The organism is Paenalcaligenes suwonensis (assembly GCF_011290505.1).
In the GTDB taxonomy this organism is placed as follows: domain Bacteria; phylum Pseudomonadota; class Gammaproteobacteria; order Burkholderiales; family Burkholderiaceae_B; genus Paenalcaligenes; species Paenalcaligenes suwonensis.
This window is the reverse complement of sequence record NZ_JAANPV010000002.1, coordinates 1-18097: the sequence shown is the minus strand read 5'-3', so window position 1 is coordinate 18097 and position 18097 is coordinate 1. Positions and strand designations below refer to the sequence as shown.

The window sequence follows — 18097 nt, the reverse complement described above, 5'->3', positions numbered from 1 at the left end:
TGTCGCACAAGGCTGGCTGGTGGCATAATGTTTTACTTATTCTGTCAGCTCTCTGACAGAGCCATGGGAGAACTGTCGACGATGTATGCTGTGTCAAATGAGCTCGATTTTGAAGAGGTAGAACGAGCTGAGCAGCGTTTGCGAGGTGTTGCGCACCGCACCCCCGTTTTGCAATCCTCTACCCTGAATGCATGGTTGGGTGCAGAGGTTTTTTTCAAGTGTGAAAACTTTCAACGTGTGGGCGCGTTTAAGTTTAGAGGTGGCTACAACGCTGTGGCACGCTTGACTCCCGAGCAGCGAGCGCGGGGGGTGATTACGTACTCTTCTGGCAACATGGCACAAGCAGTCGCCTTGGCGGCGCGCATGTTAAACGTTCATGCCACTATTGTGATGCCTGCTGATGCGCCACAGGCTAAAAAAGCAGCGACTCAAGGCTATGGTGCCACCATTGTGGAATACGATCGCCACCGAGACGACCGAGAAAGCCTGACGCGGCAATTGGCCGAACAACAGGGGTTGTACTTTATCCCGCCGTTTGGTGATGAGGGCATTATTGCCGGCCAAGGTACGGCGGCTAAAGAATTATTCGATGACGTGGGCGAGCTAGATCGTCTGTATGTGCCCATCGGTGGGGGCGGGTTATTGTCTGGTTCGTTATTATCGGCCAAGGCCTTGTCACCAGCATGTGAAGTGTTTGGGGTAGAACCTGAGTTAGGTAATGATGCCCAGCAGTCCTTACGACTAGGGCAACTGGTGCGTATTGCGACCCCTCAAACCATTGCGGATGGGGCGCAAACGCAGGCCTTGTCTTCCACCACCTACAACATCATCCGCCACAACGTCACAGATATCGTGACGGTGACTGATCAGCAATTGCTAAATATGCTGCGCTTTTTTGCAGAGCGTATGAAGATGGTGGTTGAACCCACAGGCTGCTTGGCTGCAGCAGCAGCCGTGCAGGCCGCTGAGCAGATTCGTGGTAAGCGTGTGGGGGTAATCGTGAGTGGTGGCAACTTGGATAGCATTCAGCTATGCAAGTACTTAGCGCTTGGACAGGCTTTGCAGTGCCAACCGGATGCCGTCTGATACGTTGACGTCTTCAGGCAGTGCTTTCAGGGCTTTGCTGGCTTCGGTGTTGTTGTAACCCAGGGCCAGCAGCGCATTCAAAATGTCGCTGCGTTCGTTATGGGCTTGCTCTGGCAGGCTGGCAGCAATAGCGCTATCGGCCCCAAATTTGCCACGTAATTCCAAGAGCAGTCGTTCGGCTGTCTTTTTACCAATACCCGGAACGGTCGTTAACAGGCCAGCATCTTGCTGCTGAATAGCCGTGGCTAAGTCTTGCACGCTCAACCCCGACAAAATCGACAACGCAGTACGTGCGCCAATGCCACTGACTTTAATGAGGGTACGGAAAGCCGCGCGTTCAGCCGCATTGCCAAAGCCGTACAGTACATGGGCGTCTTCACGCACGGTGAGGTGAGTAAACAGTGTGATCTTACTGTGTATGTCACCCAGATCGTAGTAGGTGCTCATGGGCACATCAATGTCATAGCCCACACCATTTACATCCACACAGATGGTAGGGGGCAATTTTTCAATCAAGGTGCCTGTAATGCGTCCAATCATGAGGACTCCATTAAGAAATCAGTCGGCCTCCGCGTAAGCGGGGTGTAGCGCTAGCTTGTTCAAGCTGAATGCCTAAACGGCTGGTCAGCGGGTAGTGGTGAGCATGGCAAATAGCGCATGCTAAGGCATCAGCCGCATCGGGGGCGGGAGCCCCATCTAAGCGCAGCAGATGTTGCACCATCATTTGCACTTGTTCTTTGGCGGCGTGTCCGCGTCCTACGGTGGTTTTCTTTATTTGTAGGGCGGTGTATTCCATCACGAGTAGGTTTTTATCGGCTAGGGCGCACAGTGCAGCGCCACGGGCCTGACCCAGTAATAGCGTAGATTGCGGGTTGGCATTGACGAACACTTGTTCAATGGCCGCCTGATCAGGCGTATACAGGCCAACGACTTCGCGTACGTTATCCAGAATCACCTTTAACCGCTCCGAGAGGGGCAGTTCAGTGGGCACCACGATGGTGCCACTGGCTACATAGGTTAAGCTGGATCCCTGGGCTTCGATCACACCGAAGCCGGTGCGTCGTAAGCCAGGGTCAATGCCAAGTATGCGCATTAATGATAGAAGTGGCGTGTGCCAGTGAAGATCATCACAATGCCGCGCTCGTTAGCGGCGGCGATGACTTCGTCGTCACGGATACTGCCACCGGGTTGAATCACGCAGGTTGCACCAGCGTCAGCAACCACATCCAAACCATCACGGAAGGGGAAGAAAGCATCCGATGCTACGGCGGAACCTTGCAGGCTCAACCCTGCATTAGAGGCTTTAATAGAAGCAATACGTGCGGAGTCTACGCGGCTCATTTGACCAGCGCCTACGCCCAATGTCATCCCGCCAGCGGTAAACACAATAGCGTTGGATTTCACGTATTTAGCTACGTTCCATGCAAACAGCATGTCTTGCAGTTGTTGCTCTGTAGGTTGCTTCTCGGATACGACTTTGAAGTTTTCCACCGCATCACGGTAGGTGTCTGGTGTTTGTACCAACCAGCCGCCGCCCACACGCTTCACGTTGAAGTCGTTGTGGGATTGACCATCAGGTACTACCAATACACGTACGTTTTTCTTCTGAGCCAGAATATCCAGCGCTTCTGGGGAGTAAGAAGGAGCCAGCAATACTTCCAAGAACTGGGCGCTAATCGCTGTTGCAGCGGCTGCGTCTACAGTACGGTTCAGCGCAATAATGCCGCCAAATGCCGAGGTAGGGTCAGTTTTCAGTGCTTGTTGGTAAGCAGCCAAAGGTGTTTCGCCCAAGGCTACACCACAAGGGTTGGAGTGCTTAACAATCACACATGCACCCGCGTCAAAACTGCGTACACATTCCCATGCTGCATCGGCGTCAGCAATGTTGTTGTAAGACAGTTCTTTGCCTTGCAGCTGCTGGTAGTTACCCAACAAACCACGGCCAACTTCTTGGTCTTTGTAGAAGGCAGCGCTTTGGTGTGGGTTCTCGCCGTAACGCAACGCTTGGGATTGGTACAGTTGCAGGCTCAATACCTGTGGCCATTCCTCGCGCTCGGGTGTGCTCTCTGCTGCAGGCTCAGGGTTGGTGAGGCTGCTGAGGTAGGAAGCGATAGCGCCATCGTAAGAGGCGGTGTGTGCATACACTTTACCGGCTAATTCCAGACGCAATGCGTAGCTGGTTTTGCCCTCGTCTGCATCCATTTCAGCCAAAATGCGGCTGTAGTCCAATGGATCAATCACAACGGTTACGCCACCCGCTGGGCTGCCGTGGTTTTTAGCGGCAGCACGCAACATGGCTGGGCCACCAATATCGATGTTTTCGATGGCGTCGCCAAAGCTACAGTCTTTTTTCGCAATGGTTTCGCGAAATGGGTACAGGTTCACAGCCAGCAGGTCGATGCGGCTAATACCGTGCTCGTCCAGAGTTTGCAGGTGAGCTGCATCATCACGTCTGGCCAACAAGCCGCCGTGAATTTTTGGATGCAGAGTTTTAACGCGGCCATCAAGAATTTCTGGTGAGCCGGTGTGCTCGGCTACTTCGGTGACGGACAAGCCGGCTTCTTTTAGCAGTTTAGCGGTACCACCTGTAGAAAGTAGGCGTACACCACGACTGGCCAAGGCTTGGGCGAAATCAACAATGCCGGTTTTGTCGGAAACCGAAAGCAAAGCGGTCTGGATTTTCATGAGAGTAGAACGAGAGTAGTTAAAAATCAGGGTTGTAGATTATGCGATTGCAGCTTTTTACGCAGAGTGCTGCGGGTAATGCCCAGCATCTCGGCAGCTTTGGACTGGTTGCCCTGGGTACGCTCCAGTGCCACTTGCAGAACAGGGCGTTCGACACAACTGATGACCATGGCCAGCATATCGCGCGGCTCAGATTCGCCCAGGTCAGCAAAATAACGTTCCAGGCGGTCTCTGACAGATTGTTCTAGTGGGTTGGTAGTAGACATATTTTCTAAATTGGGTGTAACAGGCAACGCTGTTCCGATCAGGCAACAGCAGGTTCGTTTACAAAAGGTGCAGAGGGATCGTGTTGATCAAACCACTGCGATATAGCGTGAAACTGTTCGTGGGTAGTTTCGATTTTGTTAATCTGATCTAACCACGTCCGGATATCCGGAAGATGGGCAAAATACCACCCTATGTGTTTACGGGCAGTGCGTACGCCCGTGAACTCTCCGTAGAAGGCGTAATGGTCTTCTAGGTGTTCCAACAACACGTTACGCAACTCACCAAAGGTGGGTGGGGCGAGGTGCTCGCCATGTTGTAGGTAATGATTGATTTCTCTGAAAATCCAAGGGCGGCCTTGTGCGGCACGGCCAACCATGATGGCGTCTGCTTCAGTGTACTGTAGTACGTATTTGGCTTTTTCGGGACTATCGATATCCCCATTAGCAATAAGGGGTATATCTACCTCTTGCTTAACTTGGCGAATCGTGTCGTATTCTGCTTCCCCTTGGTACAGGTCACAGCGTGTGCGGCCATGTAGGGTGAGAGCAGCGATGCCGCTTTCGCGTGCCAAATGCGCAATGCGTATGGCATTTTTGGATTCGCGGTCCCAGCCTGTACGGGTTTTAAGCGTAACCGGTACATCTAAGGGGGTGCAGGCTTGCACCACACTTTCCAAAATGGCGGCAATGCGCGGCTCATCACGCAATAACGCGGAGCCAGAGGCCACATTGCACACTTTCTTAACAGGGCAGCCCATATTGATATCAATGATGCGCGCGCCTTTTTCTACATTGAAGCGGGCGGCTTCAGCCATCATTTCAGGGTCAGAGCCAGCAATTTGTACGGCGATAGGAGCCGTTTCACCTTGGTGATCAATACGGCGCGAGGTCTTTACACTGTTCCACAGCTTGGGGTTGCTGGCAGCCATTTCGGACACCGCATGACCTGCCCCCAACGCTTTGCATAGGCGTCGGTAAGGGCGATCCGTTACCCCTGCCATAGGGGCAACAAAGACGGGGTTAGCGAAGGACCAGGAGCCTATATGCATAAAACAGAGAGAGTGAAGCCTGCTTAACGCATGCAGGCCAAGGTTCAGATTCGGGTGCCTTGCAACAGGTGCGTGGCTAAAGAGTTTTTCGTTGCAGCAAACAGGTCCATGCCCAGCAAACCGAGACCACAGGCATGTTGTACGAGTGGGTTGGTGGTGCTGAAAACGCGAGGCAGCATGTCGGTGACTCCGAGGGTCAGCCAACGGTCTTGTCGTCGCGTCGTGGCATAGTGGGCAAGTACGGGCGCAGCATCATGGGTGGTACAGGCCAGCCAAGGGCGTAGCACTTGCGCAAGCTGCGCTGCGTCGCGTAGTCCTAAGTTTAACCCCTGACCCGCAACTGGGTGCAAGGTTTGCGCCGCATTGCCAATGGCTACAGTGTGGTGGTCGGGCAACGTAGGTCCGGCGTATAGGCTTAATGGAAAGACCGAGCGCTTCTCTATAACGCTTAATAAACCTAGTCGTGAACCAAAAGCCTGTTGGGCTTGTTGGTTGAACTCATGCTCTGGCATCGCGGCAAGATCAGCGGCGATTTCAGGTGGGTTACACCACACTAAGGCGTAGAGATCTTCGCCATCGGGGTGGGGTAGCAGAGCAAAAGGCCCGTTTTTAGTAAAGCGCTCGTAGGCCCAACCCTTTTGCGGTAGTTGGCTGCGTAGGGTGCTAATCACGCCGTGCTGCTTATAGTTACGGTGCAGGCCTTGCGGACGTATGCCATCAGACAGTACGCGAATACGGGTGGTGAACGTCCTTTGGTCAGTCACAATTACGCCCGGCTGCTGCAAACTTTGCGCGGCATCAATCTGGGCGTGGATGAACTGTATAGGGCTGCGCTCTACCGCGTGATGTAACTTACGAACAATAGTGTCGTAGCGGATCACAGCACCTAAAAACGGCACATGTAATTGCGATGCTTCAATTAACGCTCTACCTAATCGGCCTTGCTGGGAAACGTGCACGGTTTCCATCGTAGCTAAGCCAGAATCTGGCCACGCTTGCAGGCTTTTTAATAGCATGGCGCTGCCATGATTTAGCGCTAGGGCACGCGGGTCTCCGGGCGAAACCGAACTGTGTTCAGGCAACGGGCGGCCAACAAGGGCAATACGGCTGGGGTCTGGTGCCAGTTGAGCCAGCTGTAGTGCTAGGGCGCAACCCACCGGCCCGGCGCCGCAAATGACGATATCGTAATCAGTTGCGTGCATGGCATTGAATCAGAACAAAGGGTGCTGGCATTGTACCGGATGCCTGTAGGCCTAGCCTTGATAATGCTAAATCCGAATGGCTTTTTATCTCTTGTGGTGTTGATGTTGCGCATAGGGAGCGTTCCCGGCCTATGGCTTGAGTCCTAGGCCCAGATTGGCTAAAATGTTGCCACCTCAACTTTAAAAGGACTGTGTGGTGAATCCAGACCCCGGTGAAAGTAGCAGCCAGCATTGGCTGGCAACTTATTAACCAGGCGCGTTAGGCAAGAGCCTTCTCTACACAGCCACGCCCTGGTGCTTAAACGAGCAAAAGGGCGTGTTATTCCTTATCGAATCTCACGTCATTACTGTCCCTCTATGGTTTTGATCCTGGGCGCGTGCTGCGCTATCAGGTGATGGGAGATGGCGATGAAAATCTTCAATCTGTTTTTACGTCGGGCTGGTGTACAGCAGCCTGTGGTTCGTGCCGCATCAGCTTCTGAGTCGCGGTTGTCTGTATTGTGCATGCGCCAAGATATGGCGTCGGTGCGCAAACGCATTTACACCGACTTCCAAGCGGCTGGGCTGCGTGTGAGCAACCTAAGTGTTGAACATGCATCGCATGAAAATGCGAAAGCGTGTGTGACCATTAGCTGCCCGCCAGAGATGCGTCCCGAACTGATGACACAAGCGCGCCGCCTGCGCGATCATCCTTCTATCTTGAATGTGCAATGGGAGCCGCGTCAGCGCAGTAATGCATTAAACTAGAGCCTGTTATGTGGAATACGGGCTCTCATGATCGTTATTGACTGGCTTACTCCCTGGGAATTCTCTCCTACACTGGTGGCAGTATTTATCGCCAGTGCATGGTTGTTCTGGCGTGGTGCCAAGGTGCACCACGTAGGCAAGTTCAGGCAGTGGTTGTTTTGGCTAGGCCTGATCATGCTGTATCTTTCACTGCATACACGGGTGGATTACTATGCCGAGCGCATGTTCTTTATCCACCGGTTGCAGCACTTAGTATTGCACCACCTAGGGCCACTGATCATCATGGGGGCATACCCCGGGCAAGTGATGCGGGCAGGTTTGCCCATGTCGTGGCGCTACAAATTACGCGATTTCCGTCTTACAGGCCTAGGTAAGGTAACAGAACGTGTGCTGACGCACCCGGTGCTGATACCTTTCTTGTTCGTCTTCTTTGTGCTGATTTGGTTGCTGCCCATTCCGCAGTTCTATTCCATGATTGATTGGCGCTTGTACCGTTTCATGAATTGGTCTGTGGTCATTAGCGGCGTGCTGTATTGGAATTTGATTCTCGATAGACGCCCCAGCCCGCCTGCCGCGATGCGGCCTGTAGGTCGCGTGTTGTCACCCATTATTACCATGACACCGCAAATTATTGTGGGTGTATGGATTACATTCTCTACTAGCGATCTTTACCCTATTTTTGACCTATGTGGCAGGGCAATGCCATCTATTAATGCCTTAGAGGATCAGGGCATGGGTGGGTTGATTATGTGGGTGCTCGCAGGTTTGGTAGAAACTTTTGGTGTGATTTATGCGTTGGCGACGGTCATGAGGCTTTCTAGTCGCAACCGCTTGTCTTTACCTACCCGTAAAAGTCCCGCTGTGGCGAGACTCAATAAAAGCGCCTCCTAACTCAGAAGGAATGGTTATGAGTTTCAAGCGAACATTGCTGTCATCAGCGCTGGCGCTTTCTTTATTGGTGCAGCCTACCGTAGGCGTGCAAGCACAACCTGTAGGTATTCCTTCTATGGGAGCCGCATCCGGTGCCGAACTAACACCGGGTTTAGAGAAATTGCTGGGCGATGCCATCATGGAGCAAGGCCGTCGTGACCCTACTTATATTGCTGACCTATTGGTAGAGCAATATTTAAGTGAGGTAGGGCAACGGTTGGCGCAGCATGCTCCTGACTCCTTGCAGCAAAACATCACAATCTTTGCTCTACGCGATCCTGAAATTAACGCTTTTGCACTGCCCGGCGGCTACATAGGTATTAATAGTGGTTTGGTGCTAGCTTCACAAAGTGAAGCAGAGTTGGCGTCAGTGATCGGGCACGAGATAGCCCACGTTGCGCAGCGTCACATCGCTAGGGGGATGACGCAGAACTCACAGTCTGGCCACATTATGATCGCGGCGATGGTGGGCGCATTGTTGGCTGCTTTATCGGGTAGTGCCGATTTGGCGATGGGGGTAGCAACCTTTGGTCAGGCCGCTGCTATTGATAGGCAACTGGGCTTTTCTAGACAGGCCGAGCAAGAGGCTGACCGAGTAGGCTTTCAAATGCTGCAAAAAGCAGGCTATGACCCGTCTGGTATGGCAGCTATGTTTAAGCGCTTGATGGAAGTGTCGCGTTTAAATGAAGGTCCGCGCAATGTGTACGCCAGCACTCACCCGCTGTCGTTGCAACGTATGTCGGATGTGGAAAGCCGTATCGCCTCGCTAACAGGCCAGAACTATTATCAAGACCCTACTTTCTGGTATGTGCGTGCAGCCTTACGGGTGTTGCAAGCTAAAAGTGGCATTAATCTACAAAACGCTATGCAAACGATGCGTAGCGAGGCAGAAAGCGGAAGTGGTGTGCAGCGTTCCGCTGCGGAGTACGGCTTAGCTTATGCTGCTTGGCAGCGTAAAGATTTTGCGGTGGCCGAGCAGCACTTGGCGGCGGCTCGGGATGGCGGCCGTTATCAATCCAGCGCGCTGGATGTGTTAGCCATTGATCTCGCGCAGGGCCAAGCCCAGTTTCAGCAGGCGGCCACATTGGCTGATCAAGCACGACGTAAGTGGCCTGATAGTCAAGCGATAGCGTTGGTGTATGTGCAGTCGTTGCAGCAGCAACGCCAAGATCAGCAAGCTGTGGATTATTTAAAAACGGTACTGCGTAAGTGGCCGCATATTCCGCAGTTCCAAAAGCTACTGGCCGAGGGCTACGAACGTTTGGGTGAGCCTATTGCGGCGCGTAAAGCCATGGCCGAGTACTATCAAATGATTGGTGCGTTGCCTACTGCGGTAGAGCAATTGCAGCAAGCGCGTTCACGCAGCAAAGACTTCTATGAACAGTCACAGTTAGATGTGCAGATTAGAGAGCTGCGTGGCCGTTTGGAATCTGAGCGCTTGCTATTAGAACGCTTCCGTTCTTAAGCTTTTATTGACCAGTTTCGAAGAACAAAGCCAGTCTAGCGGGCAACCAATTGATGTTGCCCGGAAAAGCACCCGTTGTGAATCCCACATGCCCGCCTTGAGCGGGCTGGTGCAGCACCACGTGCTCGGATACATCTTGCAGCGTTGGCAGTGAGCTAGGCGGCACAAAGGGGTCGTTTCTGGCGTTGAGCACCAGCGTAGGGATTTTGATGTACTTTAAAAACTGTTTGCTGGATGATTTGGTCCAGTACTCCAATGCATGTTTGAAGCCATGCATGGGGGCTGTGTACACATCGTCAAAATCACGCAAAGTGCGGGCATGATTTAACCGCAAGATGTCGATCATGCCGGGGAAACGGCGTGACTTATCGAAAATCTTACTTTTCATGCTGCGCAGAAAATACGGGCAATAGAGATAGCGCCCTACAAAACCATCGGATAGTTTCTCGCCACAGGCTACTAAATCGGTAGGTACAGACACGGCTGCACTGGCTTTGATCCAGTCGGTTTGCTCGGCGTGCTCTCCCAGATGCTTCAACATGGCATTACCGCCTAACGACACCCCCACAGAATGCCAATTAGCATTGGGTAGGCGTTGGCGCACGGTTTGCAAAATGAAGGCGATTTCGTCGCTATCACCCGAGTAGTAGGCACGAGCCATACGGTTAGGAAAGCCGGAGCAGCCACGAAAGTGGGCGACCACGACTACCCAGCCACGGGCACGAAAATATTGCGCTACGGCTTGGGCGTAATGACTGTTACTGCTGCCTTCTAAACCATGAAACAGAATCAGCGCTTGCAGATTCTGGTGTTGGGCTAGGCTTTTCCAATCTTCAGGTTGTAACCAGCGGCGTGCTGCTGTTTTTTGCAGATGCGCGTCTTTGCCAGCCATGGTGCCATCGGCAAGCCTATCGGCAAATAAACCGGGGCCAGCCCAGTCTAGGTCTATAAAGTCGCCATCTGGAGTGTCCACGCGCTCTCGTACAAACGCAATATTGTGGTGCTGAGCACAATAGGCGCTGTAAATGGTTTGCAGGTGTCCTCCGGGTAACCAGACGGGTAGAGGGCACGGCGAGAGATCGAGTTTGGCTGTCACAGGATGAAGCGTAAAGGAGATAAACCTAAGCGGGCAGTCAGGTTAGGCAGCAGTAAACGTGAAAGATTAGTGGTGAGAATGATCACCAATGACTTTGTACGTTGTACCGCAGTAAGGACAGCTGGCTTCACCAGTTTTGCTGGTATCAATAAACACGCGAGGGTGCATATTCCACAAAGGAGTGTGTGGACCTGGGCAGTGAACGGGAAGGTCTTCGCTAGGTACTTCGATGATGTCGTTTTGGTGTTGCGTGTTGCTCATGGTGCTATCCTGTCTCAACAAGGTGATTTTTCCATGGCGTCTATTGTAGCAAGCCCATGCGGCCTTAGGCGGTTCAGTAAGATTCTGTTTGGTTTCTGTTTGGTGTATGAGCAGTTTGTTGTTTTGATCCCATAACTCGCCGCGCACGTATGGGGCGTCTAAGTGATTTGCGCTACCATTTGTTCAGATGTAAGCATAAAAAAACTGCGTGTAGAGAAGGGTTGTGGGAGCGATTACAAAAATAAAACGGCACTGGCCGGATGCAACGCGGCGGGCGTGGTTTATGCAAGGAGTGCAAGACCTATTGCCCACCATGATCGCTACCTCCGTGTGGGGGTTTGTGACAGGCGTAGCTATGCTTAAATCAGGCCTCACAGAAGCCATGGCGTCGTGGATGACAGTGTTGGTGTATGCGGGTTCAGCACAGCTCACGTCGTTGCCCCTGATCGAATCGCGCTCACCCCTATGGCTGGTGTTTGTGGCCGCCTGTGTGGTGAATATACGCTTTGTGATTTTCTCGGCAGCCATGTACCCTTTCTTTAGGCATTTAAGCTGGAAGAAGCGTCTGGGCTTGGGCTACCTGACCGGCGACATTAGTTTTGTATTGTTTATGGCGCGCTTTGGTGAAAGTGCCCAACGCGGTATCCCTCAGCATGTGTGGTACTTAATGGGCGCGGTCGTGCCAGGGTGGATATCGTGGCAAGTGGCGTCTATTGCCGGTATCTTTTTTGGCACCTTTATTCCCGACGCATGGTCACTGGAATTTGCCGCTGTCTTGGCATTGTTGGCGGTATTGTTACCCTTGGTTGCGACGCGTCCGCTCTTCGCCTGTTTGGTGGTGGCAGGCGTGGTGGCGTGGGCCGGACAGCAGTTGCCATTACGCTTGGGCTTGCTCGCGGCAGTGATCTGCGGCGTCATCGCGGGCGTGGTAGTTGAACAACTGCAACGCAAGAGGACGACCCCATGAGCACGCAATGGCAGTATGATTGGTATGTTTTAGCGGTTATAGGATTGCTATTTGTATGCAGCCTAATAACCCGCTCCGGTTATTGGTTGATCGGTGATCACCTACCTTTACCGGACTCGGTACGCCGAGCGTTGCGTTACGCACCAGTGGCCGCATTGATTGCAATTATTGTGCCCGAACTACTGCCCTGGCGAGCAGGCGGGTCCCCTGAAATTGATATCAAGGCAATTGCAGCAATTTTTGCAGTACTGGCTTATTTGCGTACACGTAACACGCTTGTCGTGATTATTGCGGGTATGGTGATGTTTTGGCTGTTGAAGTACTTCTTTGCCTGATTACCGGCCTGCCTCGGGCCCCTATAATGAACGGGATGGCGTCGTGATGATGCTACCTTGCCCTTGCATTCACCTGATTACATGCCAATCAGGTCTTATACTTTTTCCATGAAAGAAGCCACAAGTTTCGACGTTACACAATCTTTTTCTGACTTTGGCCTGCATCCAGCCATTCTGTCTGCCGTCTTAGGTGCTGGCTATAGCCAACCTACGCCTATACAAGCACAAGCTTTGCCGCCCGTCATGGATGGCAGAGACGTGATGGGCGCGGCACAAACCGGGACAGGTAAAACCGCTGCGTTTTCGCTGCCCATTTTGCACCGATTGATGCCCTTGGCAAATAGCAGCGCTTCGCCTGCTCGCCATCCGGTACGTGCACTGATTTTGACTCCTACCCGCGAATTAGCTGATCAGGTGGCCGCTAGTGTGCGCCTGTACACCCAAGGCACGCCATTGCGTTCAGCTGTGGTATTTGGTGGGGTAGATATTGCGCCTCAAAAAGATACCTTACGTCGTGGGTGTGAAGTGTTGGTCGCCACTCCAGGGCGCTTGTTGGATCATATTGATCAAAAAACGGTGAACTTGTCCCAAGTGGGCATTTTGGTGCTGGATGAAGCCGACCGAATGTTAGATATGGGCTTTATGCCCGACTTGCTGCGCATTGTGCAAATGTTGCCTAAGCAGCGCCAAAGCTTGTTGTTCTCGGCAACCTTTAGCCCAGAAATTCGCAAGTTGGCATCGAACTTCTTGCGTGACCCAGTCACGATTGAAGTCGCGGCACGTAACGCTACGGCCGATACCGTGACCCAAGTGGTATATGCGTTGCGCCCAGAACAAAAGCGCGCTGCTGTTAGCCATATTGTGAAGTCCAAAGGTTTGAAGCAAGTGATTGCTTTTACCAACACCAAAGCGGGTGCGGCACGATTGGCGCGCGAGCTTGAGCGCGATGGTTTAAAAGCCGAATCCATTCACGGTAATAAAAGTCAGTTGGAACGCATGAAAGTGTTGGATGCGTTCAAGGCCGAAGAACTGGATGTGCTGGTGGCTACGGATGTGGCGGCTCGCGGTCTAGACGTGGCGGGTGTGCCTTGCGTGATTAACGTAGACTTGCCATTTAATGCCGAAGACTACGTACACCGTATTGGTCGTACCGGTAGGGCGGGCGCAAGCGGTGAAGCGTTTTCGTTGTATTCTCCAGCCGAACAACAACTGCTAGATGCGATTGAAAAATTGATCGGTAGAAAGATCAAACAAGAAACGCCACAGTTGGCCGAGCCAGAGCGTAGTCATCGTAGCAATAACAGTACTAGCAGCACGAATAGACGTAGTCATCACAGCCGTGGTCAAGCGCCGTTGGATGACTTCTTCACCAAACCGTACCAACCACAGTCTGCTGCATCCAGTACAGCAACAGAGCCCCGCAACTCTGGTAATGGCGAGACTCGTAAACGCTCTGTGGGCGTGTTGTTAGGTGGCGGACGCTACTAATTCTGTAAAAGACCCAGGGCCCGTGTCAGTGAGCACGGGCATTTCTGCGGCATGATCCAGCAGTCGTTGTAAGTGCTCTATATGCGGCAATACACTGCCGAAAAATAGTGTGCCACGGCTGCTTTGCACCAGCAAAGTAGGGAAGTCGTCTACATCGGCATCACCTAGCAGTTCTTCATTCTCTTCCACATCTACCCATACAAATACCGACTGCGGATACTGTTTGCTTAACGATTCAAACAGAGGTTGGTAGGCGGTGCACGTCTTGCACCATGCGGCGCAATAGCAGACCACCAGTAGGTCTGGGTGCGGTTCCTGCAAGCGTTGCTGTAAGGCGGGTAGATCGTCAGGTAAAAAATGCATGACCATTGAACGTTACAAGTTAGAAGTGTCTAAGTATGCATTATCATAGCCCCATTCAACCTTTGTAGATGTTTTGATGACAACGCAACAACCTTTTTCCTCTAGCGTGGGACGCGTGCTGTTTACCTTAAAACAAGCCGTGGTTTCGCAAATGCACCCCAAAATGCTGGCCGCTTTATTGCTTCCTATTGCTGTGGCATTGATAGGGGCTTTGGTGATGATCTGGACATTATGGACACCCTTAAGTCTGTATGTGGGCAATTGGATGGATCATTCTGAATGGTTGAATCAGACCGATGGATGGTTTGCCGCACAGGGGTGGTTAAGTTGGTTTAGCTTAAGTGCGAGCCTGATCCCTATTATTGTGGTGTTGATCATTCTTCCTGCCTCGGGGGCATTAGGCATGATTGTGGCATCTATTTTTGTGATGCCTTTGGCACTAGGGCATGTGCAGCAAAAGTATTACCCCGACTTAAAGCAAGAAAGCAGTAATGCGACGTTGTTAAGCGTGTCCAACGCCATTAGCGTGGGCATTATGTTTATGGTGGGCTGGGTGTTAACCATGCCGCTATGGCTGATCCCTGTGCTGGGATTCCTAGTGCCGATCTTCTGGGGTAGCTTTTTGTTTACCCGCTTGCTACGTATGGACTCGTTGGTAGAGCATGCTGACGGCGCAGAGCGCGATGAAATTATGTCCAAAAACAGGCGTGAGTATTGGTTGCTAGGGTTGGCGATGGCACTGTTGAATTTCCTGCCACCAGCATGGTTAGTGCTGCCTGTATTTTCTGCCTTGGCCTTTGCGCACTTCTCGTTACAGCAATTGCACCAGTTGCGTTCTCAAGAGCGACTAACTAGGGGATAATGGCGTATTGTCATTGATTGGATAGTGCGTAGCATGTCAGAACAACAAGCAATCCGCCTGATTATTATCGGGGATGAAATACTGTCAGGGCGTAGACAAGACAAGCATTTCGCTAGTTTGGTAGAAATGCTGGCGCAACGTGGTATGAAGCTTCACGGTGCTGAGATTATCTCGGATGATCCAGACCACATCGAAGCCACTTTACGCCGCAGTTTTGCAACCTCTGATATTGTGTTTTGCTGTGGTGGTATTGGTGCTACGCCCGATGACCAAACACGACAAGCTGCCGCACGAGCTCTGGGTGTGCCATTATGCCTACACCCTGAAGCGGCTGCGTTAATTAACGAGCGCAGCCAAGAAATGGCAGCGGCAGGTAAAGGCAGTGCCGATCCCAACCACCCTGAAAACCAGCAGCGTTTACAGATGGGTGTGTTTCCTGAAGGGGCAGAAATTGTCCCTAACTCGTTTAATAAAATTCCTGGGTTCTATATACAGAACCATACCTTCATGCCCGGCTTCCCCGTGATGGCGTGGCCCATGATGAAATGGACGCTAGACACGCGTTATCAGGCATTGCAGCACTTGCAGCCTGCAATGGAGTATTCGTTTTTGGCCTTTAGTTTGCCAGAATCGCGTATCACTCCTGCGTTGGAATCTGTTGAACAACAATGGCCAGGCATTAAAGTCTTTAGCTTACCTAGCGTAGGTGAAGAGGGTGGTCGCCCCCATATTGAATTGGGTGTAAAAGGCGAGGCCCAAGCTGCAGCGGCTGCCTTGCAGTTCTTAAGGCAGGAAGTGGAACGCTTAGGTGGCGAGTTATCAGCCTCCTAAAATGACTTGCTTTCATTGATACATTTCCATAATATGGGAATGTTGCGCTGCATCAAATAATCTTATGTCACGACCAGCTACTACTTCCTCTTCCAGTTCTCCGTTTGGCTCAGGTGTAATCACCATTCAAGTACTGGAACGCGCCATGATTCTTCTGGATGAATTGGCTCGCCAATCTGAACCTGTTGCATTAAAAGATCTTTCTAAGGCTACCGGCCTACACACGTCTACAGCTCACCGAATTCTGAATGATTTGGTTGTTGGGCGCTATGTAGAACGAGTGGACAGCGGTTTGTATCGTTTAGGTATGCGTCTGCTAGAGCTAGGTTCATTGGTGAAAGGGCGTTTAGATGTACGTGCCGTGGCATTAGAGCCTATGCGTGAGTTGCATCGTATTACGGGTCAAACCGTGAACTTGTCGCTGCAACAAGCTGACGAGATCGTTTACGTAGAGCGCGCGTGGAGCGAAAACTCAGGCATGCAGGTGGTACGTGCGATTGGTGGTCATGCGCCTTTGCACTTAACCTCTACTGGTAAGCTGTTTTTGTCTAAGTGGGAAAGCCGCCAAGTACGCGCCTATGTGATGCGTACGGGCTTGTCTGGCACCACACGTAATAGCATTACGCAAATAGAAGACTTAGATCGCGAACTGGCACTGGTGCGCAGACACGGCTACGCCCGTGACAACGAAGAACTAGAGTTGGGTGTGCGTTGTATTGCCGCTGGTATTTACGATGACACGGGCAAATTGCTGGCAGGTTTATCGTTATCCGCGCCGGCAGAGCGTATGCGGGATGATTGGATTCCCGTACTAATGAGTACGGCTAAAACGATCTCGCATGCATTAGGGCACGGTCACTAAAATAAAAACCGGACATACCACGTTGTAGTCCGGTTTTTTTATATCTATATAACTTACTGATAATAAAAAGCTCTCTGTTGTGCTGGCAAACCAACTATTTGGTCGTATGTACTTGACCACGTTGGCGTAAGATGTAAAATGATTGTTATGTTGCATTGCAGCATGAAGGTAACCGTAGGGTAGCGTTAACGGTCAGCCTTCCTCGTAAGCTGTCTCCTTACTCTTTACTCCACCAGAGGTTAACGACATGAGCACCCCACAACAGCAATTCATCGCCACCGGTAAAGCCAATTTGGATAACTTGGTTGCAGCACAAAATCGCATGTTTGCTGGTTTTGAAGCATTGATTGATTTGAACCTGAACGTATTCAAATCCTCTTTGGAAGGCTTGGCCGAGAAAAGCCAACAAGTTGCTAACTTGAAAAATCCAGAGCAGGCTTCTTCTTTCGCTACAACCTTGTTGCAACCATCCGCTGAAAGCGCGCTGAACTACAGCCAGCAAGTGTTTGACATCATTGCCGGTTTGCAGCGTGATCTGGGCAACCTGACCGAAGCACAAATTAACCAAAACCAACAGCAAGTTAGCCAGCTGATCGAGCAAGCTGAAAAGAATGCTCCTGCTGGTAGCGAAAGCCTTTTCGCTGTATTAAAAACTGCTGTATTGAACTCCACTCACGTGGCTGACAGCATGATCAAAGCAGGTCGCCAAGTTAGTGATGTAGTAGACTCCAACATTACTGCTGCACGTAATGCTGCTGTGAAAGCAACTGAAAAAGCGGCTGAAGCCGTAGAGAAAACAGTAGGTCGTGCTACACGTAGTGCTTCTACACCAGCCTAATACGCTGCATGGCAGCCCATGATTGGGCTGCCAGAACCTCATCTGCGTTGTATATTTTCCCCCAACTAGGTTGGGGGATTTTTTTTGTCTACTTACTTTGCAAGCCGAGCAGTAGTAAATCTAATGCAGCCGTGCTTTGTGCCAGCCGGCTATTGCCGTCTTCACCGTCAGCAATCCAAAAAGCCGCTTCGGCCAAACTGCCATAGATCAACGCGGCCAAAGCTTGTGGGTCTACCTTAGCAACCGTGCCTTGTTGTATCAGGTGTTGAATCAGGTTCTGCATAGAACCTATACAGTGGCGCTGTGACTCAGGCGATGCGCCCCCCAAAACAGACTTGGCATCACGCAGCACAATACGCTGTATCTCAGGTTCTAAAGCCATTTCGAGGTAAGCCCTGCAACGGGCACAAAAACCTTCCCAGGCGTCTTCTGCTGAGCTAGAAATGGCGTGTAAGCGGGCATCCATCTCGGCATCTATTTGCTCTACCACCGCCTGTAGTAAGCCCTTCTTATCCCCAAAATGATGATAAAGCGCACCCCGAGTGAAACCGGCTTGGGCGGTTAACTCGTCCATAGACGTGCTGGCATAGCCATGCTCGCTAAACGCTTGCCTGCCAGCAGCCAGTAGTTGCAGGCGGGTTTCTTCCATTTCGGCGCGTGTGCGTCTAGCCATTGCGATCTCCTTACATACGGTATGCATGTATTGTCGCTGGTTGGTGGGGGGCTGACAAGGGGGGGGGGTGGGGGGCTGACAAGGGGGGGGG

General features: G+C 51.8%; 21 protein-coding genes. 11 read left to right on the top strand and 10 right to left on the bottom strand.

All coding sequences use genetic code 11. The annotated features are described in order from the left end of the window. Positions 1–81: 81 nt before the first annotated feature. A complete protein-coding gene (locus tag GY634_RS03290) occupies positions 82–1086 on the top strand; it encodes a threo-3-hydroxy-L-aspartate ammonia-lyase (RefSeq protein ID WP_423227284.1) in 1005 nt (334 codons plus the stop codon). Here the strand turns inward: GY634_RS03290 and ruvA are convergent. The 6 genes from ruvA to GY634_RS03260 are packed head-to-tail and all read right to left on the bottom strand — an operon-like array spanning position 1042 to position 6288. Then, on the bottom strand, positions 1042–1626 hold the full coding sequence (gene ruvA, locus GY634_RS03285) for a Holliday junction branch migration protein RuvA (protein WP_166407171.1): 585 nt from the start codon (positions 1624–1626) through the stop codon (positions 1042–1044). The two genes, GY634_RS03290 and ruvA, sit on opposite strands and share 45 nt — an antisense overlap. A 10-nt stretch (positions 1627–1636) precedes the next feature. Further along, on the bottom strand, positions 1637–2179 hold the full coding sequence (ruvC, locus tag GY634_RS03280) for a crossover junction endodeoxyribonuclease RuvC (RefSeq protein WP_166407170.1): 543 nt from the start codon (positions 2177–2179) through the stop codon (positions 1637–1639). Further along, positions 2179–3771, bottom strand: a complete 1593-nt coding sequence (gene purH, locus GY634_RS03275) for a bifunctional phosphoribosylaminoimidazolecarboxamide formyltransferase/IMP cyclohydrolase (RefSeq protein ID WP_166407169.1) — start codon at positions 3769–3771, stop codon at positions 2179–2181. The genes ruvC and purH overlap by 1 nt, the downstream gene beginning before the upstream one ends. Positions 3772–3797: 26 nt before the next feature. Continuing rightward, positions 3798–4037 carry a helix-turn-helix domain-containing protein gene (locus GY634_RS03270; protein WP_135861587.1) on the bottom strand — a complete coding sequence of 80 codons (240 nt, stop codon included), beginning with the start codon at positions 4035–4037 and terminating at the stop codon, positions 3798–3800. Between the two features lie 38 nt (positions 4038–4075). Further along, complete coding sequence (gene dusB, locus GY634_RS03265) at positions 4076–5086, bottom strand: tRNA dihydrouridine synthase DusB (RefSeq protein WP_166407168.1); 1011 nt, start codon at positions 5084–5086, stop codon at positions 4076–4078. 44 nt (positions 5087–5130) lie between these two features. Next, positions 5131–6288, bottom strand: coding sequence for an FAD-dependent monooxygenase (locus GY634_RS03260; RefSeq protein WP_166407167.1), 1158 nt, complete (start codon positions 6286–6288; stop codon positions 5131–5133). 408 nt (positions 6289–6696) lie between these two features. Between GY634_RS03260 and GY634_RS03255 the strand changes: the two genes are divergently transcribed. The 3 genes from GY634_RS03255 to GY634_RS03245 are packed head-to-tail and all read left to right on the top strand — an operon-like array spanning position 6697 to position 9430. Continuing rightward, positions 6697–7035, top strand: coding sequence for a hypothetical protein (locus GY634_RS03255; RefSeq protein WP_166407166.1), 339 nt, complete (start codon positions 6697–6699; stop codon positions 7033–7035). 27 nt (positions 7036–7062) lie between these two features. Then, positions 7063–7926, top strand: a complete 864-nt coding sequence (locus GY634_RS03250) for a cytochrome c oxidase assembly protein (protein WP_166407165.1) — start codon at positions 7063–7065, stop codon at positions 7924–7926. Between the two features lie 16 nt (positions 7927–7942). Then, the gene (locus GY634_RS03245) at positions 7943–9430 is read left to right on the top strand and encodes a M48 family metalloprotease (protein ID WP_207625489.1); all 1488 of its coding nucleotides are present in this window, start codon (positions 7943–7945) and stop codon (positions 9428–9430) included. 4 nt (positions 9431–9434) lie between these two features. On the opposite strand, the gene GY634_RS03240 is transcribed toward GY634_RS03245, so the two are convergent. Next, positions 9435–10526 carry a YheT family hydrolase gene (locus GY634_RS03240; RefSeq protein ID WP_166407164.1) on the bottom strand — a complete coding sequence of 364 codons (1092 nt, stop codon included), beginning with the start codon at positions 10524–10526 and terminating at the stop codon, positions 9435–9437. 66 nt (positions 10527–10592) lie between these two features. Then, positions 10593–10787 carry a zinc-finger domain-containing protein gene (locus GY634_RS03235; protein WP_135862239.1) on the bottom strand — a complete coding sequence of 65 codons (195 nt, stop codon included), beginning with the start codon at positions 10785–10787 and terminating at the stop codon, positions 10593–10595. 283 nt (positions 10788–11070) lie between these two features. On the opposite strand from GY634_RS03235, the gene GY634_RS03230 reads away from it, so the two are divergent. The 3 genes from GY634_RS03230 (at position 11071) to GY634_RS03220 (ending at position 13577) form a co-directional block, all read left to right on the top strand. Further along, on the top strand, positions 11071–11754 hold the full coding sequence (locus tag GY634_RS03230; protein WP_166407163.1) for an AzlC family ABC transporter permease: 684 nt from the start codon (positions 11071–11073) through the stop codon (positions 11752–11754). After that, positions 11751–12089: an AzlD domain-containing protein gene (locus GY634_RS03225; protein ID WP_166407162.1), complete on the top strand. Its 339-nt coding sequence runs from the start codon at positions 11751–11753 to the stop codon at positions 12087–12089. The genes GY634_RS03230 and GY634_RS03225 overlap by 4 nt, the downstream gene beginning before the upstream one ends. 108 nt (positions 12090–12197) lie before the next feature. Beyond that, entirely contained in the window at positions 12198–13577 is a 1380-nt protein-coding gene (locus GY634_RS03220) for a DEAD/DEAH box helicase (RefSeq protein WP_166407161.1), read from the top strand. Here GY634_RS03220 and GY634_RS03215 read toward each other — a convergent pair. Then, the gene (locus tag GY634_RS03215) at positions 13557–13940 is read right to left on the bottom strand and encodes a thioredoxin family protein (protein ID WP_242683591.1); all 384 of its coding nucleotides are present in this window, start codon (positions 13938–13940) and stop codon (positions 13557–13559) included. The two genes, GY634_RS03220 and GY634_RS03215, sit on opposite strands and share 21 nt — an antisense overlap. Before the next feature lie 76 nt (positions 13941–14016). Between GY634_RS03215 and GY634_RS03210 the strand changes: the two genes are divergently transcribed. The 4 genes from GY634_RS03210 to GY634_RS03195 all read left to right on the top strand — a co-directional run bounded on the left by GY634_RS03210 (position 14017) and on the right by GY634_RS03195 (position 17333). Next, a complete protein-coding gene (locus tag GY634_RS03210) occupies positions 14017–14802 on the top strand; it encodes an EI24 domain-containing protein (protein WP_166407159.1) in 786 nt (261 codons plus the stop codon). Positions 14803–14835: 33 nt separating this feature from the next. Further along, a complete protein-coding gene (locus GY634_RS03205) occupies positions 14836–15633 on the top strand; it encodes a competence/damage-inducible protein A (RefSeq protein WP_166407158.1) in 798 nt (265 codons plus the stop codon). 64 nt (positions 15634–15697) lie between these two features. Then, on the top strand, positions 15698–16495 hold the full coding sequence (locus GY634_RS03200; protein ID WP_166407157.1) for an IclR family transcriptional regulator: 798 nt from the start codon (positions 15698–15700) through the stop codon (positions 16493–16495). 247 nt (positions 16496–16742) lie between these two features. Then, positions 16743–17333, top strand: a complete 591-nt coding sequence (locus GY634_RS03195) for a phasin family protein (RefSeq protein ID WP_166407156.1) — start codon at positions 16743–16745, stop codon at positions 17331–17333. Between the two features lie 88 nt (positions 17334–17421). Here the strand turns inward: GY634_RS03195 and GY634_RS03190 are convergent, their stop codons facing one another. Next, positions 17422–18006 (bottom strand): TetR/AcrR family transcriptional regulator, encoded by a 585-nt coding sequence (locus GY634_RS03190; protein WP_166407155.1) that lies wholly within the window; start codon positions 18004–18006, stop codon positions 17422–17424. Between the last annotated feature and the right edge of the window lie 91 nt (positions 18007–18097).